Raw genomic sequence first — 24,609 nt, forward strand, 5'->3', positions numbered from 1 at the left:
GCAGCCGGCAAGGAGATCTACAACCAGGTGACCGAGCCCACCGCCAAGCCGTAGTGCACTGACCGGGGGCACGGGGCTCCGCCCCGCGCCCCCGATGGCGCAACCAGCTCACCTGCCCAGCGGCTAGACCAGGCTGTCCTTCCAGGCCTGGTGCAACCCCGCGAAGCGGCCCGCGCCCGCGATCAGCTCGGCCGGGGTGCCGTCCTCGACGATCCGTCCCAGGTCCATGACCAGGACCCGGTCCGCGATCTCCACGGTCGACAACCGGTGCGCGATGATCACGGCCGTCCGTCCCGCCAGGACGGTGGCCATCGCCCGCTGGACCGCCTGCTCGCCGGGCACGTCCAGGGACGACGTCGCCTCGTCGAGGATCAGCACCGCAGGGTCCGCCAGCAGGGCGCGGGCGAAGGCGACCAACTGCCGCTGGCCGGCGGAGATCCGGCCGCCACGCTTGCGGACGTCGGTGTCGAAGCCGTCCGGGAGCGCCGCGATGAAGTCGTACGCTCCGATCGCCCGCGCCGCGGACTCGACCTCCTCGCGGGTCGCGTCCGGGCGGCCGATGGAGATGTTCTCGGCGACCGTTCCCGAGAAGAGGAACGACTCCTGAGTCACCATCACGACACCGCGCCGCAGCTCCGCCGTGGCGAGGTCGCGCAGGTCGACGCCGTCCAGGGCGACCCGTCCGGAGGAGGGGTCGTAGAACCGGGCCAGCAGCTTGGCCAGGGTCGACTTGCCCGCGCCGGTCGCGCCGACGACGGCGACGCTCTGGCCCGCCGGGACGCGCAGATCGAAGCGCGGCAGCACCTCGCGGCCGGTGCGGTAGGCGAACGAGACGCCGTCGAAGTCGACCGTGCGTCCCCGGACCCCGTCCTTCTCGCCCGCGAGTTCGGGAAGCGCGGCCGGCTCGGCCGGCTCGGGGACGGACGGCTCGTGGGCGAGCAGGCCCGCGATCTTCTCCAGCGCGGCGGACGCCGACTGGTAGCTGTTGAGGAACATCCCGACCTGGTCGATCGGGTCGAACAGCCGTCGCAGATACAGCACGAACGCGGCCAGCACGCCGAGCTGCAACTCGCCGTGGGCGACCAGGTACGCGCCCCAGACGACCACCCCGGTGATCCAGATGTTGGCCGTGGCCCGGGAGGTGGCGACGAACTTGGCCATCGACAGCAGACCGCCCGCGTTGGCGTCCGCGTAGTCCGCGTTGGCGATGCCGAAGGCCTGCTCGTTGGCCGCCTCGCGGCGGAACGCCTGGACCGGGCGGATGCCGTTCATCGTCTCGGTGAAGCGGACGATGACCGTTGCCACCGCCGTGCGCGAGCGGCGGTAGATGATCTGCGACCGCCGCCGGTACGCGCGGGTGAAGTAGTAGATCGGCACGACCGACGCGAGCGAGGCCAGGCCGAGGCGCCAGTCCAGCACCAGCAGCAGGCCGCTGATGTACATCAGCGACAGGATCACCGAGAGCAGCTCCTGCAGGCCCTCGTTGAGCAGCTCGCGCACCGTGTCGACGTCGCTGGTGGCACGGGAGATGATCCGGCCCGAGGTGTAGCGCTCGTGGAAGTCCAGGCTCAGCGCCTGGGCGTGCCGGAAGATCCGGCGGCGCATCTCCAGCAGGATGGCCTGGTTGAGCACGCCGGAGAGCCGGATGAAGGAACGTTGCAGCAGCGTGGCGACCGCCGCGCAGCCGAGGTAGCCGGCCGTCACCGCGACCAGCGGGCCCGCGTCGTGATGCTGCAGCGCCGGGATGCCGCGGTCGATTGCGTAGGAGACCAGCAGCGGGCCGACCTGCAGCGCGCCCTGCTGGACCGTGATCATCACCATGGCGAGGACCACCCGCGCCTTGTGCGGGCCCAGCAGCGAACGCAGCAGCGCCCGTGGCGCGCCGGGCGGGACGGGGATGTCCTCGCCGTCCTCGCTCCCGGAGGCGGGAGCGTCCTCGTCCGGCAGCGCGGCGCGGTCGGGTTCGAGCTCCTCCAGGAGCTCCGACTCTTCGGTTTCGGTCACGCTCATCGCGTCAGGCTCCCGTCCTCGGCCCGCTCACCCGACATCAGTTCGCGGTACTCCGGGTTCGTTTCCAGCAGTTCGTGATGGGTGCCGACCGCCTCGATCCGCCCGTCGGCCAGCAGCGCGACGCGGTCGGCCAGCATGACCGTGCTCGGTCGGTGGGCGACGACCAGGGCCGTCGTGCCCTTGAGCGCGTCGCGCAGCGCCTGCTCGACCAGGGCCTCGGTATGGACGTCGAGCGCGGAGAGCGGATCGTCCAGCACCAGGAAGGGCGGCGATCCGACGACCGCCCGGGCCAGCGCGAGACGCTGACGCTGGCCGCCGGAGAGGCTCAGGCCCTGCTCGCCCACCTGCGTCCCGGCGCCCTCCGGCAGGCCGCGGACGAAGCCCGCCTGGGCCACGTCCAGCGCCCGGTCGAGCGCCTCGGTCGACGCGTCGGGAGCGCCCATCAGCACGTTGTCGCGGACCGAGGCGGAGAAGAGGGTCGGTTCCTCGAAGGCCATCGAGACCAGCTCGCGCAGCCGGGGCCGGGGCAGGTCGCGGATGTCCGTGCCGTCCAGCGTGATCCGGCCGCCGTCGGTCTCGTAGAGGCGGGGCAGCAACGCGGTGAGCGTGGTCTTGCCGCTGCCGGTCAGACCGACCAGGGCCATGGTCTCGCCCGAGCGGATGTGCAGCTCGACGCCGCGCAGCAGGTCCGGGGAGTCGTCCGGGGCGTCCGGGTAGCGGAAGTGGACGTCCTCGAAGCGGATGCCGTCGCGGGCATGCTGCTCCGTGTCCGCGAGGTCGGTCGACTGGCCGTCAGGCGCGTCCTGCTCCTCGTCGAGGTCGGTGTCCATCACCTCGAAGAAACGGTCCGTCGCCGTGGACGCCTCGTTGCTGTAGGCGAGCAGCCAGCCGAGGGACTCGACCGGCCAGCGCAGGCCCAGCGCGGTGGAGAGGAAAGCCACCAGGGTGCCCGCCGTGACGCTGCCGTGGGCCACCTGGACGACGCCGACCGCCAGCGAGCAGCCGAGCGCGAGCTCGGGCAGGCCGACGATGACGGCCCAGAGGTCGGCCAGCAGCCGGGCCTTGCGCAGTTCGGTGTCGCGCAGCAGCTCGGCCTGGACGCGGTAGCGGGCGGCCATGGTGCGGTGACGGCCGAAGGACTTGAGGATGCGGATGCCGAGCACCGACTCCTCCAGCACGGTGGCCAGGTCGCCGTTCTGGTCCTGGGAGAGCCGGGCGGCGGCGGAGTAGCGCCCCTCGAAGTACGAGCAGAGCAGGATCAGCGGCACCGCAGGGAGGACCGTGATCAGCGCCAACTGCCAGTCCAGGCCGAACATGATGCCGATGCCGGTCAGGAAGACCATCGAGTTGACGATCAGGAAGACCAGCGGGAAGGCCAGGAACAGCCGGATGGTGAACATGTCCGAGGTGGCCCGCGAGAGCAACTGCCCCGAGGGCCAACGGTCGTGGAAGGAGACCGGCAGCTTCTGCAGCTTGGCGTAGAGGTCGCCGCGCATCCGCCGTTCGACGCCGGCCAGTGGGCGGGCCACCAGCCATCGGCGGGTGCCGAAGAGCCCGGCCTCCAGCATGCCCAGCACCAGCAGCAGTGCGCCCTGCTGCCAGAGCCCGGCGGTGTCGTGGTGGGCGACCGGGCCGTCCACGATGTCCTTCAGCACCAGCGGGATCACCAGCGCGGCCAGCGAGGCGAGCAGTGCCGCAAGCGTCGAACCGGCCAGGTACCAGCGGATCGGCCGGACGTAGGGGCGCAGCCGGAGCAGCGACCGGATCGCGGAGTGCTTCGGCACGGCCGGCGGCGCGGCGTCTGCGGCGTCGGGGGTGGAGTCGGAGTCAGGCGGGGGAGAGGGACGGTCGGGGTCGAGGGACGTCTGCGGCTGGGTGGACAGCTCAGTCATCGGCTCTACATCCAGGGATCACGGTGGCGGACTTTCAGGCAGTTCTCAGGACAATGTCCGGAGCCTAGACCGCGGCACTGACAGCCCTCACCCCAATTTCCGCCCCTTACATCGCCCTGTCTCCCCGGCCGCTTCCCATACGCACCATCTGTCCCGTCTGTCGGTTGCCGCTCCGCGTGGCTCTGTTCAGCCCTGGACGTGCACCAGCACCGTGCCGCTGCCGTCGACGACGTCCAGGCCCGCGATGTCCGAGGGGCCGATCGAGGTGGACGCCGGGATGTCGGCCTTCGCGTTGTAGCCCGAGCCCCAGGTCCCGGCCGTCTCGCTCTGCCCGTCGCGGGCGTGAACGACCAGGTGGCAGGTGATGCCGGCGGGGAGGTTGCCCAGCGCCAGCTCCATCTGGGTGCCCCAGGACTCCGGGGTCAGCGAGGCGGTCGCGGTGACGTGGGTGGTCGGGTTGCTGCCGGTCCAGGTCATCGCCGCCGCCGGGGGCGCGGACGTACCGCCGTGCACGCCCCCCGCATACACCCATGCGCCGACCACGGCCGCCGCTCCGGCCAGCACCAGACCGGCGGTCACCAGCACCCGTCGCCGCGGCCGCCGGTGCGGCACGGGGACGGCGGTCGGCACCGGGGAGGCCGTCGACTCCGCCGACGCGACCGCATTCGGCGTCGGCGTCGGTTGCGCAGGCGTCTCCGTCTCCGTCAGTGGCGGCGTCAGCGACTCCGCCAGCTCGGCGCTCTCGTCCAGCTCGTCGAACGGGGTGTGCCGGAGCAGGCCCGGGAGCGGGGCCATGGCCAGCAGCTCCTCGCGGCAGTGCGGGCAGGTGGAGATATGGGACTCCAGCGCGGACCGCTCCTCCGGGTCGAGGGCCCCGAGCAGGTAGGCGCCCAACTGCACGCTCTCCTGACAGGTCGTCATCGTGAGGTCACTCCTCTCTCCTCCAGAACGTTCCGTAGTGCCCGCAGCCCGTAGAAGCAGCGTGACTTGACCGTGCCCGGCGGGATGCCGAGCTGTTCGGCGGTCTCGGCGACCGTGCGGCGCAGGTAGTAGACCTCGATCAGCACCTCGCGGTGCTCCGGGCGCAGACCGCGCATGGCCTCCAGAAGCTGCCAGCGTTCCAGCATCCGGTCCAGCTCGGCCTCGCCGCCGAGGTCCTCGGGACCGCCGCGGTCGTCGTCCGGCAGGGGCGCCTCGGCGGGCCGGGCCCGCGCCCGGCGGTAGGCCGAGACCACCAGGTTATGGGCGACCGTGTGCAGCCACGGGCCCGCCCGCTCAAGGTCCAGCGCGTCACGGTGCTGCCAGGCGCGCAGGAAGGTCTCCTGGGTGAGGTCCTCCGCACGCTGGTAGTCGCCGTGCACCAGCCGCAGGACGTGTCCGAGCACCGAGCGTCCGTAGCGCGCGTAGAGCGCGGACACGAAGGCCGCGTCCGGGGTCGGTGCGTTGTCCACACCCCCAGTACGCGCCCGGCCGGTCGCCGGTTCAAGCTGGAGGGAAGACAAATGAACTGAACCGGCGGGCTGTCCCCGGCGTAACCCGGGACAGGATTCCCGAGAGCCCTTGGGGGCGACCATGAAGACCCGCGTTCTCGTAGCGACCGCCACCGTGTTGCTGGCCGGGGGAGTGGCGGCCGGGTGCTCGTCCAGCGGCTCGACGTCAGGGAGTGCGTCGAGCGGCGCTCCGGCACCGACCTCCGCACCGGCGAGCGGCGGCACCAGCAGTCCGCTCTCGCTGACCACGCACACGGTGAGCGGCGTCGGCACGGTGGTCGACGTCAACGGCAGGGCCGTCTACTTCGACGACCAGGACACCACCGGCAAGATCCTGTGCACCGGGGCCTGCACCACCGTCTGGGTTCCGGTCACCGTGACGTCCACGCCCGCCCCGGTCGACGGCATCACGTTCGGCACGGTCGCCCGCCCGGGTGGGACCGAGCAGCTGACCGCCGACGGCCACCCGCTCTACACCTTCGCCCGCGACACCTCCGCGAGCGACGCCACCGGCCAGGGCGCGAAGGACGCCTTCGCGGGCCAGTCCTTCAGCTGGCACGCGTTGACCACGGCCGCGGCCGGAACGTCCGGCGGCGCCGGCGGCAGCAGCAGTACGCCGAGCGCTCCACCCTCGACGCCCTCCCCGACCGCGCCCAGCGGCGGCTACGGCGGGTACTGAGCACCGCCTGCCGCGCATCACTCCGCTTACTCCTCGCCCGCTCGTACGCCTCGCTCGTACGCCTCGCTCGTACGCCTCGCTCCTACTCCTCAGGCGCGCAGACGCGGAGCAGCAGCAGCGAGCGGCCGGGAACCACGATCGGCTCGCCCGCAGGGCAGTGCCGACCGTCGGGCGCGGACTGCTGCTCCGACGCGGTGTCGACGACGGTCTCGTAGCAGCGCGCCCACGGCAGCCCGGGCAGGGTGAACCGGGTCGCCCGGTGGTGCGCGTGCAGGATCAGCAGGAAGCTGTCGTCCTGGAGCGGGTCGCCGCAGGCGTCGCGTTCGGTGAGGTCGTCGCCGGAGAGCAGCATGGCCAGGGTCGCGCCGGGTGCGTACCAGTCGGCCTCGGTCATCTCCTTGCCGCGCGAGGTGAACCAGGTCAGGTCGGGCAACCCGCCCGGATGCGCCGGACGGCCGGAGAAGAAGGCCCGCTGCCGCAGCACCGGGTGGGTGCGGCGCAGCCGGATCAGCCGCGCGGTCAGGTCGTGGAGCGGTCGCCACTCCGGTGAGTCGAGCAGCGACCAGTCCACCCAGCCGACCTCGTTGTCCTGGCAGTACGCGTTGTTGTTGCCGCCCTGGGTACGGCCGAACTCGTCGCCCGCGACCAGCATCGGCACGCCGGTGGACAGCAGCAGTGTCGAGAGCAGGTTGCGCAGCTGGCGGCGGCGCAGCGCGTTGATCGACGGCGACTCGGTCGCGCCCTCCGCGCCGCAGTTCCAGGAGTGGTTGTCGTCCGTCCCGTCGCGGTTGTCCTCGCCGTTGGCCTCGTTGTGCTTGCCGTTGTAGGAGACCAGGTCGCGCAGGGTGAAGCCGTCGTGCGCGGTGATGTAGTTGACCGACGCGAACGGCCGCCGCCCGGCGCGCTGGTAGAGGTCGGAGGAGCCGGCCAGCCGGTAGCCGAGGTCCCGCACGTCCGGACGCGCCCCGCGCCAGAAGTCGCGGACGGTGTCCCGGAAACGGTCGTTCCACTCCGTCCACAGCGGCGGGAAGTTGCCCACCTGGTAGCCGCCCAGGCCCACGTCCCAGGGCTCGGCGATCAGCTTCACCCGGCTCAGCACCGGATCCTGGAAGACGGCGCCGAGGAAGGGCGCGCGCATGTCCACGTCGTAGCCGGTCCGGGCCAGGGTGGCGGCCAGGTCGAAGCGGAAGCCGTCCACGCCCATCTCGGTGACCCAGTAGCGCAGCGAGTCGGTGATCAGCCGCAGCGCCTGCGGCTGGGCGGCGTCCAGGCTGTTGCCGCAGCCCGTGAAGTCCTGGTAGCCACGCCGGTTGTGCGGCTGGAGCCGGTAGTAGCCCGCGTTGTCGAACCCGCGCAGCGACCAGGTCGGCCCGCCTTCGCCGCCCTCGGCGGTGTGGTTGTAGACGACGTCGAGAATGACCTCGATGCCCGCCGCATGCAGGGATCTGACCATCCGTTTGAACTCGCCGACCTGTTCGCCGCGCGAGCCGGAGGCGGAGTAGGCGGCGTGCGGCGCGAAGTAGCCGATGCTGTTGTAGCCCCAGTAGTTGCGCAGCCCGAGCCGCTGCAGGTGCTCCTCGTCGGCGAACTGATGCACCGGCAGCAGCTCGACGGCGGTGACGCCGAGCCCGGTCAGGTAGTCGAGCGTGGCGGGGTGACCCAGCCCCGCGTAGGTGCCGCGCAGCTCGGGCGGGACGCCGGGGAGGTTGCGGGTGAAGCCCTTGACGTGCAGCTCGTAGAGGACGGTGTCGGCCCACGACGTCTTGGGACGCCGGTCGTCGAGCCAGTCGTCTCCGTCGTGCACGACCACGCCCTTGGGCACGTGGCGGGCCGAGTCGCGGTTGTCCCTGACCGTGTCGGCGACGTCGGCCTCCGGCCAGCCGCGGACATGGCCGTGGACGGCGTCGTGGAGCACGAACGGGCCGTCGACGGCCCGGGCGTAGGGATCGAGCAGCAGCTTGGCGGGGTTCCACCGGGCGCCGGTCCACGGGTCCCAGCGACCGTGCACCCGATACCCGTACCGCTGGCCCGGACGGACGCCCGGGAGGTGGCCGTGCCAGACCTGGAAGGTCTGCTCACGCAACGGATGGCGGGTCTCCTGGCCGTCGTCGTCGAAGAGGCAGAGCTCGACGGCCTCGGCGCCGCCCGCCCAGACCGCGAAGTTGGTCCCGGGCCGCCCGTCCGGCCCCTGGTGGTACCGAGCACCCAGCGGCTGCCAACTGCCGGGCAGCACCGCGCGCTTCGGGGCTCTGCTCGCTTCGGCGGCGGTTTGGTCGTCGGCCCGGTCCTCGGTCTGGTCCTCGGGTTGGTCGTCGGCGTGGTCCGCGGCGGACCGCTCCGACGAGTGGGATCCCTCCGGTTCCTCCTGCTCCAGTCTCAACTCAGCGGGCAGCGCCATGAGCCCCACCTCCCCGTCCCGGTGAACGTCCCGATCCTCCGGCTTACGGTTACGTTCCCCACTAGCCGTCAGATGTCACCCGCCCGGTCACGTTCGGTCCGGCGAGAACCCTTCGGCGGGGTGCTGCTGTGCAGGCGGGGGAGGCGCGGGGGGACGGGGCGGAAGAGCTCAACTTCCTTGCGCGCCAGAAGGTGACGTGCCCGTGTCGTTCGATTCGACTCCTCGTTGAGCCCTTCGGAGCAAACACAGGAGTGAGGCGGCGTGAGCGTGAACGTGTGGGCCGGACGGATGAGGCGTGCGGCGGTCGGGGTCATTCTCCCGCTCGCTCTGCTGCTGGCGGGCTGCTCGGGTTCGGGCTCCGACGCCAGCAGCGACGCCGCACGGATCTCCGCCGCGCAGGTGACGCTGACGCCGGGCGACGGCGCGTCCGAGGTGCCCGCGCAGGGCGGCGTCCAGGCCACCGTCCGCGACGGACGGCTGACCCAGGTGACGCTCAAGGACGACGACGGCCACACCGTCCCGGGCACCGTCGCTGCCAACGGCGCCTCCTGGCAGCCGACCGGCAAGCTGCTGCCGGAGACCCGCTACACCCTCAACGCGGTCGCGGTCGACAAGGACGGCCTCCAGGCCGCCAAGCACGCCAGCTTCACCACCTTCGTGCCCAAGAACACCTTCATCGGCTTCTACAACCCGGTGGACAAGAGCACGGTCGGGGTCGGCTTCATCGTCAGCATCCGTTTCAACCGCGCGATCACGGAGGAGGCGGCGGTCCTGCAGGCGATCAGCGTCACCGCGAAGCCCGCCGTGCCGATCGCGCCGCACTGGTTCGGTTCGCAGCGGCTGGACTTCCGCCCGCAGAAGTTCTGGGCTCCGGGGACGGTGGTGACGCTCGCCCTGAACCTGCGTCATGTCGAGGGCGCGCCGGGCGTCTACGGCACGCAGCAGAAGTCGATCACCTTCACCATCGGCCGCAGCCAGATCTCCACCGCCGACACCGACTCCGACACCTTGACGGTCGTCCGCGACGGCTCGACGCTGCGCACCCTCTACATCTCCGCGGGCAGCCCCGGCCACTCCACCTACGACGGCACCATGGTCATCTCCGAACAGGACCAGGTCACCCGGATGAACTCGCAGACGGTCGGCCTCGGCAGCGAGTACGACATCCCGGCGGTCCCGCACGCGATGCGCCTGACCGACTCGGGCACCTTCGTGCACGGTGTCTACTGGCGTCCGGCCTCGGTCTTCGGCGCGCAGAACACCAGTCACGGCTGCATCGGCCTCTACGACGAGGCGGGCGGATACAGCGACAGCACACCCGCGGGCTGGTTCTTCGACCACTCGATGATCGGCGACGTGGTCCGCGTCGTCGGCTCGGACGGCGACCAGGTCGCCCCGGACAACGGCATGAGCGGCTGGAACATGTCCTGGACGGACTGGACCAAGAGCTGAGCGGCTGCCTCTGGACCGCCCCTCGGGCTGTGCGTCAGCCGCGCTCTTCGATGTGGCAGGCGTCGAAGAGCGGGGCGAGGTGGCGGGCCGGTGCGGAGGGCCGCACGGCCAGGGAGGTGCGGACGGTCGGTACCGGCGGGGTGAAGGGGCGGACGGCGATGGTGCGGCCGGGCGGGAGGGTCTCCGCCTGGGCGGCGTAGAAGACCGTCCAGCTCGGCCGGCCGCTGCCGATCGCGGCGAGCGTGTCCTGGTCGGTGGTGAACGGCGGGCCGAGCACCGGTTCGAAGCCCGCGGTCCGGCAGGCGTCGGTGACCAGGTCGACCAGGTGCGGGTTGTTCTCGCGCGGGGTGATCCGCAGCGGCATGTCCGCCAGATCGGCGAGGGCCACGGACTCCTGCGCGGCCAGCGGGTGGTTCGCCGGGAGTACAGCGACCAGCGGATCCGTCCAGACCGGAACGAGCTCCAGGTCGGGGCTCCGGCGGGCACCGCGGACGAACGCCGCGTCGAGTTCGCCCTCGCGCACCAGGCGCAGTCGGGTCGAGGCGTCGGCGCTGTGCAACTCCACGCTGACGTGCGGGGCGTGCTCGGCCAGGGTGGTCAGCACCCGTTCGAGGCGGGCACCCAACCCGACGTTGGTGCCGAGTCGCAGCACCGTCGCGCGCTCGGCGCGGAGTGCGGCCATCGCCTCCGTCGCGGCCTGCTCGGCCCCGAGGACCGCGCGGGCGTGCGGTAGGAACGCGCTGCCCGCGGCCGTCAACGCGACGGACCGGGTGGTGCGGTCGAACAGATCGAGGCCCAGCTCCCGCTCCAGTCGGCGCACCTGCTGGCTGACCGTCGGCTGGACGATGCGCAGCCGCTCGGCGGCCCGCCCGAAGTGCAACTCCTCGGCCACCGCGAGGAAGTACCGCAGCTGGCGCAGTTCCACGCCCACCCCACCAGCCCCAAGCGCCGTCATTCATCACGATCGTCGATCAGTGTAGGAGCGAGGTGCTCATTGGTCACAGCCGACGATCGCGGTGAACTGAACCCGCAGCACAGACGGTGGCAGTCAAAGCCCCGACGAAAGAGGGAAGTTGTGAACGCCGGCAGCACCACCGAGCAGCAGGTCGTCCTCCGCTACTTCGACGCCCTGGCCAACGGCAAGCAGGACGTGATCCGGGACAGCTTCGCGGCGGACGCCACCTTCACCTACCCGGCGGACCTGCCGATGTCCGGCACCTGGACCGGTCCGGACGGCATCGTCGACGGCTTCCTCGCCGCGGCCTTCGCCCTGCTGGACCCGGAGAAGCCGGTCTCCGTCGACGTCACCGGCGTCTACCCGGCAGGTCAGCACGTGATCGTCGAGTGGACGTCACGCGGGACCGTGCGCAACGGAAACCCGTACCTCAACCACAACATCGCCGTTTTCACCGTGCGCGAGGGCAGGATCGTCTCCGCTCGCGAGTACGCCGACACCCAGCACTGGGAGCACGCGCTGCGCAGCACCGAGAGCTGAGTCCCCGAGGGCTGATTCTCCGAGAGCCGAGACGGCGGAATCACGGCGGAACCGCTCTCCCAGGCATAGGCGTCCCCGTTTTCGGGGAGTTCCCAGCTTGCGAGGTTATCCTCGCCGCAGTGCCCAAAAGGGACAAACCACAGCAGCTGCCGTGAGGGGAGAAACGGTTGTTCGCGCGCATCGGTGTCCTGCACGCCGCACACGTCCGACGAGGTCTGCTCGGGATAGCCACCGGGGCCCTGGTCCTCGCGGCCAGTGCCTGCGGGGGAAGCACGGCCCCGGGCCAATCCGGCGGCGGCGCGGACGGCGGCAAGCCGGGTGCGACCGCGGTGGCCGTGCCCGCCGCCACCGTGACGATCCTGCCGAAGGCCGGCGCGACCGGCGTCGACACGACCGGGACGCTGCACGTCAGCGCCGCGTCCGGGCGGCTCACCGCGGTGACCGTCACCGGCGCCGACGGCAGCACCGTCAGCGGCGCGATAACCGGAGACGGGACCGGCTGGACGCCCAGCGCGGTCCTGCACACCGGCACCCGCTACAGCGTGGTGGCCACCGCCTCCGACTCGCAGGGACGCACCACCACCCAGCGCTCCTCCTTCACCACGCTGACCCCGGCGGCCAGCGACATCGCCAACTTCAACATCAACCCCGGTGAGACCTACGGCGTGGGCATGGAGGTCTCGCTGCAGTTCAACGACCCGGTCTCGCAGCAGTACCAGGCGGACGTACTGAAGGCGGTCACTGTCACCGCGAACCCGTCCGTGGACGTCGAGGGCCACTGGTTCGGCGACAGCCGCGTGGACTTCCGTCCGCAGAACTACTGGGCGCCCGGCACCCAGGTCACCCTGCACCTGCACCTGGACGGCGTCCGCACCGGCTCGCAGGAGTACGGCCAGCAGGACAAGGACGTCAGCTTCACCGTCGGCCGCTACCAGGTCAGCGTGGCCGACAACAACGCGCACACCCTCACCGTCTACTCGGCCCCTGGCGTGGTCCGCCGGACGCTGCCGGCCAGCCTCGGCGACCCGCAGCACACCACCTGGAACGGCAAGATGGTGATCAGCGAGAAGTACTCGACCATCGACATGAACTCCCAGACGGTGGGCCTGGGCAGCGCGTACAACATCCCGGACGTCCCGCACGCCCAGCGGCTGACCACCTCGGGCACCTTCGTCCACGGCAACTACTGGCGTCCGGCCTCGACCTTCGGCAGCCAGAACACCAGCCACGGGTGCGTCGGCCTCCAGGACGTCCAGGGCGGCGGCGACCCGAACACGCCCGCGGCGTGGTTCTACGACAACTCGCTGATCGGCGACGTCGTCCAGGTCGTCAACGCGCCGGACGCGGTCGTCAGCCCGGACAACGGGCTGAACGGTTGGAACATGAGCTGGTCCGCCTGGACGTCCAACTGACCCGCTACCACTGAGCCCCCTGACCCGCTCCTCGTGATCGCCCCGGGCCCGCGTTAACATCGGTTCACTCTGCGCTCTACTCGGCGCTCTGCGCCCTTCTTCATCCCGCCCGGGGAGGCACGTACATGGACCGCTTCGTGACGCTCGAGGTCGACCAGGACGCCGTCGGTGTGATCCGGCTCGACCGCCCCAAGATGAACGCGCTCGACATCGCGATGCAGGACCAGCTCAAGGAGGTCGCCGAGGAGGCGTCCGCGCGTGCCGACGTGCGCGCCCTGGTGATCTGGGGCGGCGAGAAGGTCTTCGCGGCCGGCGCTGACATCAAGGAGATGCAGCGCATGGGCTACGCCGACATGGCGCTGCGCGGCGGCGCGCTCCAGGGCGCCTTCGACGCGGTGGCCCGGATCCCCAAGCCGGTGGTCGCCGCGGTCACCGGCTATGCCCTCGGCGGCGGTTGCGAGCTGACGCTCTGCGCGGACATCCGTGTCGCCGCGGAGAACGCCAAGTTCGGCCAGCCGGAGATCCTGCTCGGCATCATTCCGGGTGCCGGCGGCACCCAGCGGCTCTCGCGGCTGGTCGGCCCGGCCAAGGCCAAGGACCTGATCTTCACCGGCCGCATGGTCGACGCCGCCGAGGCCCACCGGATCGGCCTGGCCGACCAGGTCGTCCCCGCCGACGAGGTCTTCGCCACCGCGCACGCCTGGGCCGCGAAGCTGGCCGCCGGTCCCGCGCTCGCGCTGCGCGCCGCGAAGGAGGCCGTGGACCGCGGCCTGGAGACCGACCTGGACACCGGCCTGACCATCGAGCGGAACCTCTTCGCGGGTCTCTTCGCCACCGAGGACCGGGAGATCGGCATGCGGAGCTTCGTCGAGGAGGGCCCTGGCAAGGCCAAGTTCAACTGACGCGACCGGCTTCACCGGCTTCACCGGCCTCACCGGCTTCTCCGGTTTCCTCGGTTTTCACTGCATCCACTGGCTCCACTGACGCACCACGGCGAGGGGTGGCCGGTGGTCAACGACAGGTGTCAACTGTCGTCCCACCGGCCTCTGTTGTCCCGCTCTGCCGGGTTCACCGGGCTGAGCTGGGCGTATGCAAACCTCTTTGGCATATGCCCGAAGCAATAGATGATTTTTTGTCCATTCGCCTCCCCAGAGCGCTTCTGACGCGCCATCATTGCTCCATGGCAGTACAGGGCGAAGTGGTGCGGGCGCGGACAGTGATCAATGAGCGGGTGGATTCGGCCGATTCGGCCGTCTCCGTCGAGTTCGACGACGCCGCCCGGCTCCTTTCCCCGGAGGGCGACGGCAGCTGCCTGGTCGCCGCTCCGGGTGTCACCGCGCGCGCCCGCCGGCTCACCTTGTCCGCCCTGGAGTCCTGGGGACTGGGCGGACAAGGTGAGGTGGCGGAGCAGCTGGTGGCCGAGCTGGTGGCCAACGCGATCCGGCACACCGGCGGTCGCAGCTTCGTTCTGCGGGTGCTGCGCGGCTCCGGCCGCGTCCGCGTCGAGCTGCGCGACCCGTCGCGGGCGCTGCCGTGTCTGATCAAGGGAGACACCGAGGACGAGTCGGGGCGCGGCCTCCGGCTGGTCGATCTGCTCTCCGACCGCTGGGGCGTGGACCTGCTCTCGCGGGGCAAGTCCGTCTGGTTCGAGCTCAAGATCCGCGCAGCCGCGGCGGCGTAACCTGGGGCTCGGAGTGGAGTTCGAAGGGGCTCGGAACGTCATGCGGGGCCCCATGGATCCGTTGATCCTCGGGGCCCCTGCATTGGGCCGGGCAGCCAAGGGGGTGTTGCTGCCATGGCATCGGAAGCTCGGGTCAGAGGCGTTCCGGTCACCGACTATGGCACGAATCCCGGCATATGGGCAAAGTGCAAACCGGACAAATGGCGCTATTTCGTTATGGCGTGCCGTGGATCACAAGGCGCACTCCGCCATTTGCTTAGATTTCCCTTGTCTGCCACCTGGCAAACCTTGGATCTTTCGAGTAGATCTAAAGCTGTGTGTGCTGACCGCCTCAGTTCGTCCAGCCTGCCCAGCCGGTTCTCCCTGCGTGATGCGATCCGCGACCGGATCCGGCGCCAGGTCTATGCCACCGTCCACGGCGACGGCCTCGACTACGCCCGCTACGACCGGCCCGACGGCGATCCGGGCCTGTTCGGTCCGGACAGCATGGTCTGGCTGGTCCACGGTGACATGCCCGGCATGTTCACCGGCGGTATCGCGGCCCTGCTGCTGCAGTCGCTGCACCCGCTCGCCATGGCCGGGGTGGACCAGCACTCCGACTACCGCGAGCGCCCGATCGACCGGCTCAACGGCACGGCCGGCTTCGTCACCGTCACCAGCTACGGCGGAGCGGCGGAGGCGGAGGCCGCGATCGCCCGCGTCCGCCGGATCCACGAGCACGTCCGCGGCACGGCGCCTGACGGCCGCCCGTACGGCGCGGGCGACCCGGAGTTGCTGCGCTGGGTCCACGTCGCCGAGACCGGGTGCTTCCTGGCGGGCTACCAGCGTTACGCCCCACGGCCGTTGACCCGCTCCGAGCAGGACCGCTACTTCGCCGAGGTGGCCCTTCTGGCGGAGCGCCTCGGCGCGACGGACGTCCCGCACTCGCTCGCCGAGGTCCACGCCTACCTGGCCGAGGTCCGCCCCCAACTCGCCCTGACCGAAGCCGCATCGGCGGCCGTCGACTTCCTGCGCACGCCCGGCACGTTCGCCTCCGATCCCGGCAGCGCGGCGGCGATGCGGATCCTGGTCAACGGCGGGATCGACCTGCTGCCGGACTGGGCCCGGGCCCAACTCCGCCTCCCCGCACGGTCCGCGCTGGGCGTCACGGCGGTCCGCGCCTCCGTCCGCGCCCTGGCCGCGGCGCTGCGCTACGGCTGCGAGCCCTCCGACGTCATCACGACGGCCCGAGCGCGCGCTCTGCGACCCGCGCCAAGTGCCGGGCGAACATCCCCTCCGGATCCTCACTGACCCGTGTCAGCGCGACCATCGAGGTGATGATGACGTCGCACAGCTCCCTCTCCACGTCCTCCCACGTGTGCGAGAACCCCTTCCGCGGGTTCTGCCCGGTCGCCCCGATCACCGCCTCGGCGACCTCCCCGGCCTCCTCGGTGATCTTCAGGATCTGCAGAATGGTCCGGGTCTCGGCCGGGAGCTCGCTGTCCGTCGACAGCCAGCGCTCCAGCTCGGAGATCACGTTCCACGGGGAGTCAGTCACCGTGTCAGAGTAGAGGGCACCACTGATACCCGGTGCCCGTGGGGACCCGTGGGTGTCCGTCGGTACCCGCCAGCCGGAACTACAGTGCCGGGCATGAGGACCATCGGCCTGTTGGGCGGAATGAGCTGGGAATCGACCGCGGAGTACTACCGCGTCGTCAACGGGGGCGTCCGGGAGCGCCTCGGCGGGCTGCACTCCGCCCGGTGCGTGGTCTACTCGGTGGACTTCGCCGAGGTTGAGCGACTCCAGGTCGAGGGCCGCTGGGAGGAGGCTGGCGCGCTGCTCGCGGAGGCTGCCCGGTCGTTGGAGGCCGCCGGTGCGGAGATCGTGGTGCTGTGCACCAACACGATGCACAAGGTCGCCGACGCGATCACCGCGGCGGTCTCCGTCCCCCTGCTGCACCTCGCGGATGCCACCGCCGCCGCAGTCCGGGCCCAGGGGCTGCGCAGGGTCGGGCTGCTCGGGACCTCGTTCACCATGGAGCAGTCCTTCTACCGCGACCGCCTGGCGTCACACGGACTCGTGGTGGACGTCCCCGGGCCGGAGGCACGGGCGCTGGTCCATCACGTCATCTACGACGAGCTCTGCCTCGGCGTTGTCAACGACGCGTCGCGCGAGGCCTACCAGCAGGTCATCGCCGACCTGGTGGCCCTGGGCGCCGAGGGCATCGTGCTCGGCTGCACCGAGATCGAGCTGCTCGTCGGCCCCGAGGACAGCCCGGTCCCGGTCTTCGCCACCGCCCGCCTCCACGCCGAAGCCGCCGTGGACTTCGCGTTGGGGTGACCCCCGGTGCGGGCGTGCGGCCGGGAGCGGCCGCACGCCCGCACCGGGGCACGACGGGAAGGGCGGTGTGCTCAGAACTCCGCAGTCACCGTGACGCCGCTGAAGGACGTGTGGCCGTAGAGGCTGATGTAGCGCCAGCCGGGGGCCGTGTTGGTGACGGCGAGGGACTGGGTGGTACCAGTCCTGGTTGAGGACGCGGTGTGGAGGGCAGGGGAGGCCCAGGCCCTCGGGTCGTAGTAGAGGTATGCGGTCCCGCTGCCACCCGCGGTGCTGACGGTCAGGGTGGTCCGCCCGGCCGGGAGGTAGAGGTGCAGCTGTACCAGCCCGTCGGCGTGGGCCGACTCGCCGGAGCGGGAGCAGTCGCGGCCCAGCAGTCGCGGGTCGGGTCCGGCGCAGCGGGGTGCGGCGACGGTGACGCGCTGCGAGGCGGTCGAGGTGCGGCCGTTGGTGTCGGTCACGGTGAGGGTGACCAGGTAGCTGCCAGGGGCCGCGTAGGTCTTCGCCGGAGTGGCTGCCGTCGAGCCGGTGCCGTCGCCGAAGTCCCAGGCATGGGAGGTGATCCGGGCCTTGCCCACGTCGGTGGACCGGTCGGCCAGCCGGAGCGTCAGGCCTGCGGTACTCACTCGGAAGGCGGCCGTCGGTGAGCCGGCCCCTGCGCACGCACCCGCCGCACAGGCGTCCAGCCATCGGTCGAAGTCGGCGTCGTAGCGGGTGCCGGGGGAGTGGTAGATGGCGTAGCCGCCCTGGTAGTCGCCGACCCGGAAGCGGGCGAGCATCTGCTGCACCACGGCGGGGTGGTTCTCGACCATGTACCGGACAGCCAGGTAGCCCCAGGGGTAGGTGCGGGTCACGTCGCTGTTCTCGTAGGTGTTCTGGAACAGCGTGCTCAGCGCATAGGTGTGCTTGGCCGCCTCGGCGACCGCCTCGGTGTCGGTGACGCCGCGATAGGTGTAGGAGACGTACTCGGCCACCCCCTCGATCCACCAGACGTCGGGGACGGCCGTCTCCGCGGTGAAGTCGCCGAGCATGTCGTAGCGGCCGTCGAGGTCGTGGGTGTACTCGTGGTTGAGGTTCCAGATCCGCGCGGCGAAGCCGTCGTCGGTCGGCTTCTGGTAGACGATCGAGAGCGGCCGGTTCTTCGGGTCGGTCGGGTCGCCGGTCAGGGTGATGCCGCCGTTGTCCGTGTCCACCCCGAAGAGCGCGCCAGCGTAGGTCTGGTAGTCGGTGGGGCTGGCGAAGACCACCATGGTCACGGTGGACTCGTGCTGGTGCGGCAGCGGCTGCCGTTCCTCGACCAGCTTCTGGAAGAACGGGTCCTGTCCGCGCAGGCTGGCACAGACGGCGGCGAGGTCGGCGGGCGTGAGCGCCTGGGCCTGGACGGTGTGGGTCGCGTCGCAGGTGTGGGTGACGGGCAGCGCGGCCAGGGTCAGCTGTCGGGGCAGGTCGCAGACGCCGTAGTAGCCGCACTGCGTCGGGTCCTCGCTGGCGGCGAGGTTGGCGACGCCGACCCAGAGGGGTGCGGTCCGGCCGGTGATCGACGAGGCCGCGAGCAGCCCCTTGACCAGGGGGCGCACCAGCGCCTGGAGCGCCTGGTGCTGTAGGAACCGGGCGGTCTCGACACCGGCGTTGGCATCCAGGAACGCGTCGGCGGTGCCGAGCAGGTCGGTGTGGCGCACGGTGAAGGCGTCGAGGGTGCTGACGACGGAGGGATCGGTGGTGACGGCGGCGACGAAGTCCGGGAACTGGTGGCCGCGGTAGAGCGGGGTGAAGACGTCGTTGACGAAGTCGACCATGTACGGGGAGGCGTTGTACGCGGCGCTGTAGCCGTTCAGCACCCGTTGGTAGAGGCCTAGGTAGCGGGCCTGGAGGCCAGCGCTGTCGGTCAGCGTGACGACGTCGCCCGCGACCTGGCCGTTGGCGTCGCTGACGTCGGTGAAGTGCGCCGAGGCGGTGAACGCGTCGATGCCTGCGGCGACCGCCGAGGTCAGGGCCGCGCCGTAGCCGCCGACGTCGGCGCTGTCGTTGTACTGGACGTAGTAGCCGGCGCGCAGGAAGAGCACCAGTTGCCAGATGCCGGTGGCGTCGTCGCCCGCGTACGAGGCGGAGGCCGTGGTGAAGGCGTCGGCCACGCTCACCATCTGGTTCTCGCGGAAGATCGCTCCTGCTTCCGGGCCGGTGACCCCGAAGAGGGTGTTGAGGCAGTCGGTCGTCGCGGACTCGACGAAGGAGACCAGGGCCGTACCGCTGCGCCCACCGAAGTCCGCGGGAGTGCAGGACGCGGTCGAACCCTGCCCGCTGCTGGGCCGGGTGCCCGTCGGGAAGGTGGTCGGAGAGGTCGGCGGACTGTACGGCGGGAGCTGAGCGGCGGTCAGCCGCCCGGTCTGGACCGCCGCCTGGTCTCCGGCTCCGCTCGTACGTGTGCCCGTCGGGGGCAGCGGGCGATCCGGCCCGGCGGTGGCGACAGGGCTCGTGGCGGCGGTTCGGCCGGCTGTGCCGGTGACCGTGCCGTCGGCTCCGGCAGCCACGGCCGGGGGTGCGAGCAGTCCGGCCACGGCGGTACCGGCGGCCAGAACGAGAGCCAGTAATCCAGGCAGGGGGAAGTGGTGACGCATCGTCACTCCTTGGGGAAAGCGGACGGATGCGCCTCTGAAGAGATGCTGAGGCGTGCATGGCACCGTCTCATCGGTGCCGGGTCGGCCACAATAAGGTGTGACATGCTACTTGTCCGGGGTCTGCCATAACATCCCGGTGCGCAGGGGTCAGCTCCGAGTCGCCCACGCCTGGAAGTGCGCTGCCTGCGCGATCAGGTCCCGGTAGGACGCGGACGCCGCGCCGACGAGTGTCTCGGCCAGCTCGTCACAGACGCCGTCCCGTCGCCAGACGAGCAGATATCGGCACCACAATGGGGTGCCCTCCAGCGGCTTGACCCGCACGCCGGTGATCGGCCGCAGTGTCGCCTGCACCACCGATACCCCGAGGCCCGCGGCGATCATGCGCTGCAACTGCAACTGGTCGCCCAGGAACTCGTGCACCGTGGCGGGGGAGAACCCGGCCTGCGCACAGGCGCGGTGGAACACGCCGGGCCAGCCCGCTCCGTCGTCGGGTGTGGCGAACCAGGCGTCCTCCGCCAGGTCGGACAGTGCGATCTCGGTCCGGTGGCGCAGCCGGTGGCGGGCGGGCAGTGCGACGAAGGACGGCTCGGTCACGATTCCACGGTGTCGGACCGCGTCCGAGTGGCGCAGCTCCTGGCCCGGGTAGTCGGCGGCGATCCCGGCGTCCAACTCGCCGCGCTCCAGCAGCGCGACGATCTCCGAGGAGGCGTAGACGCTGCTCAACTGCAGGGCCAGCTCGGGTACGCGGCTGCGCAGTCGCGCCACCAGGCCCGGCAAGACGGGCGAGTTGGTGGCCGCCAGCCGTAGGGTTCGCCGGGCCTCCGCAGCTGCTGCATCCAACGCCTCCGGGATCGGGCGGCGGCCGATCCCGGCCATCCGCGTCAGCACGTCCCGCGCCCGGCCCAGCACCTCCGCGCCGTACCGCGTCGGCTCGACGCCCCAGGAGTTGCGCTCGAACAGTGGAGCATCGAAGTGCTGCTCGATCCGCCGGAGTTGCGTGCTGAGCGCCGGTTGCGAGTACCCGAGCACGGCGGCTGCCCGGCTCACACTCCCTGCGTCCGCTATCGCACACAACACCCGCAGATGCCGCACCTCCAGCTCCACCCGCGCCCCTTCCGCCTTCACGCGCCGACCGGCGCCCGCACCGGCGCGCCCGGACCGCGACGGCCCGGCTCCACGGAGCGTAGCCAGGCCTCGCGGGGGTCCGGACCCGCCGAAAGGCTGCTGATCAACGCAGGTTGGGGGATGAACCGGGGGAGTCGCGTGGCACGGCCACCTCTGCGTCACCGGTCCGGCGGCACCACCGGACCGGTGACCGGCGCCAGGCTGGGTCCCGATGCGCCGAGTGCCGGTGCCCGGCTAGCGATCGTGCAGAAGCGCGGGACGCGTGACCGGCACGATGGTCAGCAGGGTTTCCAAGCCTTTGAAGTCGTCGGGGTTGGTGGTGAACAAGGGGAGGTCCTCGGCGACGGCGATGGCGGCGATCATCAGGTCGGCCACGCGCCTTCGCGGTTTGCGGCCAGCGCCGATCACAGCAGCGCAGATCCGTCCGTAGATGCGTGCGGCCTCGGTATCGAAGGGAATGGGATCGAATTCATTCTCGGCACGCTGAAGGACGTCGAGCCGACGCGCCCGCTCCGCGTATTCGTCGTAGTCGCCCTGCTCCTCGTTCCGTCGGACCTCGTGCGGCCCGGCGGACAGTTCCGCCAGAGTGATCGCGCTGATGGCCACCTCAGTCGGCAGCTCGGCCGGGTCCACCCAGCGGCGCAGGATCATGATGTTGGTGTCGAGAAGACCCCGCTCGTGCTCAGCGGGCATAGGGATCGTCCATCTCCTGCGCGGCTGTGACGTCCTGATCCGCCCGGAAGGCATCCAGGGAGATGTCGGGTGCGCTCCGCGACATCGCAGCGAATTCTGCCCGGGGAACGAAGCGCCTGCGTCGCTTCAGCGGGATCAGCTCTCCGATCCGGCGGCCGTCACGGGTGACCGTGAACGACTGGCCGGCCTCGACGGCGTCCATGATCTCTCTCGACCTGCTGCGCAGGTCCCGCTGGGTGATCTCCGGTTGCGCTGCCATGCCATCAGACTAGCGATGTGTGCCACGTGGTGCTACGGGGTTGCACTCGGTTCGGGCACAAGGCCACGACCCCGATGAGAACGCCCAAGGCTCTTGTGTGCGTCCAGGAAGGCCCTGGTCGGCAACTGTCCGCCCAGGGCCTCCTCAGGGACTCCGCGTCGTGCACACAGGGAAGGCCCCGACAGTCCTGGATGACGCGAAGTTGCAGATCAGGGTGTGTTTCGTCAGCACTCGATGACGTTGACCGCGAGGCCGCCGCGCGAGGTCTCCTTGTACTTGACCTTCATGTCGGCGCCCGTCTCCTTCATGGTCTTGATCGCCTTGTCGAGGGAGACGTGGTGGCGCCCGTCGCCGCGCAGCGCCATCCGGGCTGCGGTGACGGCCTTCACGGCCGCCATGCCGTTGCGCTCGATGCACGGGATCTGGACCAGGCCGCCGACCGGGTCGCAGGTGAGGCCGAGGTTGTGTTCGATGCCGATCTCGGCGGCGTTCTCGACCTGTTCGGGCGTGCCGCCGAGGACCTCGGCGAGGCCGCCGGCGGCCATGGAGCAGGCGGAGCCGACCTCGCCCTGGCAGCCGACCTCGGCGCCGGAGATGGAGGCGTTCTCCTTGAAGAGCATGCCCACCGCGCCCGCTGCGAGCAGGAAGCGGACGATGCCGTCCTCGTCAGCACCCGGAATGAAGTTCAAGTAGTAGTGCAGCACCGCCGGGATGATGCCGGCCGCTCCGTTGGTCGGCGCGGTCACCACCCGGCCGCCCGCCGCGTTCTCCTCGTTGACCGCCATCGCGTAGAGGGTGACCCACTCCATCGCGTTGGCCGGGCCGATGCCCTCGACGCGCAGCGCCCGCGCTGCCGATGCCGCGCGGCGGCGGACCTTGAGGCCTCCCGGGAGGATGCCCTCGTGGTGCATGCCGTTGCGGACGCACTCCTGCATCACGGCCCAGATCTCCAGCAGGCCCGCCCGGATCTCCGCTTCGCTGCGCCAGGCCTTCTCGTTCTCCAGCATGAGGGAGGAGATGGACAGGCCGGTCTCGGCGGTCAGGCGGAGGAGATCGGCGCCGGTGCGGAACGGGTACGTGAGCACGGTGTCGTCGAGCTTGACGCGGTCCGCGCCGATCGCGTCCTCGTCGACGACGAAGCCGCCGCCGACCGAGTAGTAGGTCTTCTCCAGCAGCGGCACGCCCGCCGCGTCGTAGGCGCACAGCGTCATGCCGTTGGCGTGGTAGGGAAGGGACCGACGCCGGTGCAGGATCAGCTCGTTGTCCGGGTCGAAGGCGATCTCGTGGGTGCCCAGCAGCGAGATCCGCTTGGTCTCCTTGATCCGCGCCACGTCCAGGTCGGCCTGCTCGATGTCGACCGTGCGCGGCGAGTTGCCTTCCAGGCCGAGCAGCACCGCCTTGGGTGTGCCGTGGCCGTGGCCGGTCGCGCCGAGGGAACCGAAGAGCTCGGCCCGCATCGCGTGGACGTCCGTCAGCAGGCCCTCGGACTTCAGGCGGCGCGCGAAGATCCGGGCCGCCCGCATCGGGCCGACCGTGTGCGAGCTGGACGGGCCGATGCCGATGGAGAAGAGGTCGAAGACGCTGATGGCCACGAGGACGCCCTTGTCTTGTGGGTGGGGCAGGAAACTGCGCGGGAGGGTGCGAGCGGTGTCATGGGTAGGGGCACCGCGCGCACTGTCTGGTTCCAGTGTGCGCGGTGCCCCCACCTTTCAGGGATCACGTCAGGGATGACGAATCCCCTACCGGAGGCTTACAGGTCCGGGTACAGCGGGTGCTTCGCGGCCAGCGCGCTCACGCGGGCGGACAGTTCGGCCGCCTTGGCGTCGTCGAAGGACGGCTTGAGGGCCTCGGCGATGATGTCGGCGACCTCGCGGAAGTCCTCGGCCTTGAAGCCGCGGGTGGCCAGCGCCGGGGCGCCGATCCGCAGGCCGGAGGTGACCATCGGCGGACGCGGGTCGAACGGCACCGCGTTGCGGTTGACCGTGATGCCGACCGCGTGCAGGCGGTCCTCGGCCTGCTGGCCGTCCAGCTCGGACTTGCGCAGGTCCACCAGGACCAGGTGCACGTCCGTGCCGCCGGACAGCACGGAGACGCCCGCCTCGACCGCGTCCGGCTGGGTCAGCCGCTCGGCGAGGATCTTGGCGCCCTCGAGGGTGCGGCGCTGGCGGTCCTTGAACTCCTCCGAGGCGGCGACCTTGAAGGACACGGCCTTGGCGGCGATCACGTGCTCCAGCGGACCACCCTGCTGGCCCGGGAAGACCGCGGAGTTGATCTTCTTGGCGTACTGCTCCTTGCAGAGGATCACGCCACCGCGCGGACCGCCCAGGGTCTTGTGCGTGGTGGTGGTGACCACGTCCGCGTAGGGCACCGGGGACGGGTGCAGCCCGGCGGCGACCAGGCCCGCGAAGTGGGCCATGTCGACCATGAGCAGCGCGCCGACCTCGTCGGCGATCCGGCGGAACTCGGCGAAGTCCAGCTGGCGCGGGTAGGCGGACCAGCCGGCAATGATCAGCTTCGGGCGGTGCTCCTTGGCCAGACGCTCGACCTCGGCCATGTCGACCAGGCTGGTCTCGGCGTCCACGTGGTAGGCCACCACGTTGTAGAGCTTGCCGGAGAAGTTGATCTTCATGCCGTGGGTCAGGTGGCCGCCGTGGGCCAGGTCCAGACCGAGGATGGTGTCCCCGGGCTTGATCAGCGCGAACATCGCGGCGGCGTTGGCCTGCGCGCCGGAGTGCGGCTGGACGTTGGCGTGCTCGGCGCCGAACAGCGCCTTGATGCGGTCGATCGCGAGCTGCTCGACCACGTCGACGTGCTCGCAGCCGCCGTAGTAGCGGCGGCCGGGGTAGCCCTCGGCGTACTTGTTGGTGAGCACCGAGCCCTGGGCCTCCAGAACCGCCACGGGGGCGAAGTTCTCGGAGGCGATCATCTCCAGGGTGGACTGCTGCCGGTGCAGCTCGGCGTCCACCGCGGCGGCGACCTCGGGGTCGAGGCTGTGCAGGGACTGGTTCAGGACGGTCATGACGGTGAGATCCCTCAGGTCGTCGGTCGTCGGACGTCGTGTTGGCGGACGTCGGTTGTCAGCCGCCGGAGT

The 24,609-nt window shown here is 70.8% G+C and carries 21 protein-coding genes; 8 read left to right on the forward strand and 13 right to left on the reverse strand.

Annotated elements, in window-relative coordinates; genetic code table 11:
• Positions 1-123: 123 nt before the first annotated feature.
• From ABH940_RS20315 to ABH940_RS20330, 4 genes are all read right to left on the reverse strand, one after another.
• Entirely contained in the window at positions 124-2,010 is a 1,887-nt protein-coding gene (locus ABH940_RS20315) for an ABC transporter ATP-binding protein (RefSeq protein WP_370105906.1), read from the reverse strand.
• On the reverse strand, positions 2,007-3,902 hold the full coding sequence (locus ABH940_RS20320) for an ABC transporter ATP-binding protein (protein WP_370105907.1): 1,896 nt from the start codon (positions 3,900-3,902) through the stop codon (positions 2,007-2,009). The genes ABH940_RS20315 and ABH940_RS20320 overlap by 4 nt, the downstream gene beginning before the upstream one ends.
• A 186-nt stretch (positions 3,903-4,088) precedes the next feature.
• Positions 4,089-4,823, reverse strand: coding sequence for an anti-sigma factor (locus ABH940_RS20325; RefSeq protein ID WP_370105908.1), 735 nt, complete (start codon positions 4,821-4,823; stop codon positions 4,089-4,091).
• Entirely contained in the window at positions 4,820-5,353 is a 534-nt protein-coding gene (locus ABH940_RS20330) for a sigma-70 family RNA polymerase sigma factor (protein WP_370060824.1), read from the reverse strand. The genes ABH940_RS20325 and ABH940_RS20330 overlap by 4 nt, the downstream gene beginning before the upstream one ends.
• Before the next feature lie 121 nt (positions 5,354-5,474).
• Here ABH940_RS20330 and ABH940_RS20335 point away from each other — a divergent pair, with 121 nt between their 5' ends.
• Positions 5,475-6,071, forward strand: a complete 597-nt coding sequence (locus tag ABH940_RS20335; protein WP_370060823.1) for a hypothetical protein — start codon at positions 5,475-5,477, stop codon at positions 6,069-6,071.
• A gap of 82 nt (positions 6,072-6,153) precedes the next feature.
• On the opposite strand, the gene glgX is transcribed toward ABH940_RS20335, so the two are convergent.
• Entirely contained in the window at positions 6,154-8,469 is a 2,316-nt protein-coding gene (gene glgX / locus ABH940_RS20340; protein WP_370105909.1) for a glycogen debranching protein GlgX, read from the reverse strand.
• A 261-nt stretch (positions 8,470-8,730) separates the two neighbouring features.
• Here glgX and ABH940_RS20345 point away from each other — a divergent pair, with 261 nt between their 5' ends.
• Entirely contained in the window at positions 8,731-9,921 is a 1,191-nt protein-coding gene (locus tag ABH940_RS20345; RefSeq protein WP_370060821.1) for an Ig-like domain-containing protein, read from the forward strand.
• Between the two features lie 34 nt (positions 9,922-9,955).
• Here the strand turns inward: ABH940_RS20345 and ABH940_RS20350 are convergent, their stop codons facing one another.
• Positions 9,956-10,846 carry a LysR substrate-binding domain-containing protein gene (locus ABH940_RS20350; RefSeq protein ID WP_370060820.1) on the reverse strand — a complete coding sequence of 297 codons (891 nt, stop codon included), beginning with the start codon at positions 10,844-10,846 and terminating at the stop codon, positions 9,956-9,958.
• 150 nt (positions 10,847-10,996) lie between these two features.
• Between ABH940_RS20350 and ABH940_RS20355 the strand changes: the two genes are divergently transcribed.
• The 5 genes from ABH940_RS20355 (at position 10,997) to ABH940_RS20375 (ending at position 15,799) form a co-directional block, all read left to right on the forward strand.
• Positions 10,997-11,416: a nuclear transport factor 2 family protein gene (locus ABH940_RS20355; RefSeq protein WP_370105910.1), complete on the forward strand. Its 420-nt coding sequence runs from the start codon at positions 10,997-10,999 to the stop codon at positions 11,414-11,416.
• Between the two features lie 167 nt (positions 11,417-11,583).
• A complete protein-coding gene (locus ABH940_RS20360; RefSeq protein ID WP_370105911.1) occupies positions 11,584-12,828 on the forward strand; it encodes an Ig-like domain-containing protein in 1,245 nt (414 codons plus the stop codon).
• A gap of 125 nt (positions 12,829-12,953) precedes the next feature.
• Entirely contained in the window at positions 12,954-13,730 is a 777-nt protein-coding gene (locus ABH940_RS20365; protein ID WP_370060817.1) for an enoyl-CoA hydratase/isomerase family protein, read from the forward strand.
• Positions 13,731-14,008: 278 nt separating this feature from the next.
• Entirely contained in the window at positions 14,009-14,509 is a 501-nt protein-coding gene (locus ABH940_RS20370) for an ATP-binding protein (RefSeq protein WP_370060816.1), read from the forward strand.
• Between the two features lie 315 nt (positions 14,510-14,824).
• Positions 14,825-15,799, forward strand: coding sequence for an oxygenase MpaB family protein (locus ABH940_RS20375; RefSeq protein WP_370060815.1), 975 nt, complete (start codon positions 14,825-14,827; stop codon positions 15,797-15,799).
• Here ABH940_RS20375 and ABH940_RS20380 read toward each other — a convergent pair.
• Positions 15,726-16,046, reverse strand: coding sequence for a MazG-like family protein (locus ABH940_RS20380; RefSeq protein ID WP_370105912.1), 321 nt, complete (start codon positions 16,044-16,046; stop codon positions 15,726-15,728). The genes ABH940_RS20375 and ABH940_RS20380 overlap by 74 nt on opposite strands.
• A 93-nt stretch (positions 16,047-16,139) precedes the next feature.
• Here ABH940_RS20380 and ABH940_RS20385 point away from each other — a divergent pair, with 93 nt between their 5' ends.
• Positions 16,140-16,829 (forward strand): aspartate/glutamate racemase family protein, encoded by a 690-nt coding sequence (locus tag ABH940_RS20385; RefSeq protein WP_370060813.1) that lies wholly within the window; start codon positions 16,140-16,142, stop codon positions 16,827-16,829.
• A gap of 71 nt (positions 16,830-16,900) precedes the next feature.
• Here ABH940_RS20385 and ABH940_RS20390 read toward each other — a convergent pair whose 3' ends face one another.
• The 6 genes from ABH940_RS20390 to glyA form a co-directional block, all read right to left on the reverse strand.
• Complete coding sequence (locus tag ABH940_RS20390; RefSeq protein WP_370060812.1) at positions 16,901-19,441, reverse strand: collagenase; 2,541 nt, start codon at positions 19,439-19,441, stop codon at positions 16,901-16,903.
• A gap of 147 nt (positions 19,442-19,588) precedes the next feature.
• Entirely contained in the window at positions 19,589-20,545 is a 957-nt protein-coding gene (locus ABH940_RS20395; RefSeq protein WP_370060811.1) for a LysR family transcriptional regulator, read from the reverse strand.
• Between the two features lie 255 nt (positions 20,546-20,800).
• Positions 20,801-21,259 (reverse strand): type II toxin-antitoxin system VapC family toxin, encoded by a 459-nt coding sequence (locus ABH940_RS20400; RefSeq protein ID WP_370060810.1) that lies wholly within the window; start codon positions 21,257-21,259, stop codon positions 20,801-20,803.
• Positions 21,249-21,518, reverse strand: coding sequence for a type II toxin-antitoxin system Phd/YefM family antitoxin (locus ABH940_RS20405; protein WP_370060809.1), 270 nt, complete (start codon positions 21,516-21,518; stop codon positions 21,249-21,251). The genes ABH940_RS20400 and ABH940_RS20405 overlap by 11 nt, the downstream gene beginning before the upstream one ends.
• A gap of 224 nt (positions 21,519-21,742) precedes the next feature.
• On the reverse strand, positions 21,743-23,110 hold the full coding sequence (locus ABH940_RS20410) for an L-serine ammonia-lyase (RefSeq protein WP_370060808.1): 1,368 nt from the start codon (positions 23,108-23,110) through the stop codon (positions 21,743-21,745).
• A gap of 158 nt (positions 23,111-23,268) precedes the next feature.
• Positions 23,269-24,537 (reverse strand): serine hydroxymethyltransferase, encoded by a 1,269-nt coding sequence (gene glyA, locus ABH940_RS20415; RefSeq protein WP_370060807.1) that lies wholly within the window; start codon positions 24,535-24,537, stop codon positions 23,269-23,271.
• Positions 24,538-24,609 lie beyond the last annotated feature (72 nt).

Source organism: Streptacidiphilus sp. BW17 (genome assembly GCF_041262485.1).
In the GTDB taxonomy this organism is placed as follows: domain Bacteria; phylum Actinomycetota; class Actinomycetes; order Streptomycetales; family Streptomycetaceae; genus Streptacidiphilus.

Bases quoted from the DNA above. Each gene is read 5' to 3' on its own strand.
- ABH940_RS20365 (WP_370060817.1), top strand. From the start codon at position 12,954: ATGGACCGCTTCGTGACGCTCGAGGTCGACCAGGACGCCGTCGGTGTG.
- ABH940_RS20370 (WP_370060816.1), top strand. From the start codon at position 14,009: ATGGCAGTACAGGGCGAAGTGGTGCGGGCGCGGACAGTGATCAATGAG.
- ABH940_RS20335 (WP_370060823.1), top strand. From the start codon at position 5,475: ATGAAGACCCGCGTTCTCGTAGCGACCGCCACCGTGTTGCTGGCCGGG.
- ABH940_RS20320 (WP_370105907.1), bottom strand. From the start codon at position 3,902: ATGACTGAGCTGTCCACCCAGCCGCAGACGTCCCTCGACCCCGACCGT.
- ABH940_RS20390 (WP_370060812.1), bottom strand. From the start codon at position 19,441: ATGCGTCACCACTTCCCCCTGCCTGGATTACTGGCTCTCGTTCTGGCC.
- ABH940_RS20400 (WP_370060810.1), bottom strand. From the start codon at position 21,259: ATGCCCGCTGAGCACGAGCGGGGTCTTCTCGACACCAACATCATGATC.
- glgX (WP_370105909.1), bottom strand. From the start codon at position 8,469: ATGGCGCTGCCCGCTGAGTTGAGACTGGAGCAGGAGGAACCGGAGGGA.
- glyA (WP_370060807.1), bottom strand. From the start codon at position 24,537: ATGACCGTCCTGAACCAGTCCCTGCACAGCCTCGACCCCGAGGTCGCC.
- ABH940_RS20315 (WP_370105906.1), bottom strand. From the start codon at position 2,010: ATGAGCGTGACCGAAACCGAAGAGTCGGAGCTCCTGGAGGAGCTCGAA.
- ABH940_RS20385 (WP_370060813.1), top strand. From the start codon at position 16,140: ATGAGGACCATCGGCCTGTTGGGCGGAATGAGCTGGGAATCGACCGCG.
- ABH940_RS20405 (WP_370060809.1), bottom strand. From the start codon at position 21,518: ATGGCAGCGCAACCGGAGATCACCCAGCGGGACCTGCGCAGCAGGTCG.
- ABH940_RS20325 (WP_370105908.1), bottom strand. From the start codon at position 4,823: ATGACGACCTGTCAGGAGAGCGTGCAGTTGGGCGCCTACCTGCTCGGG.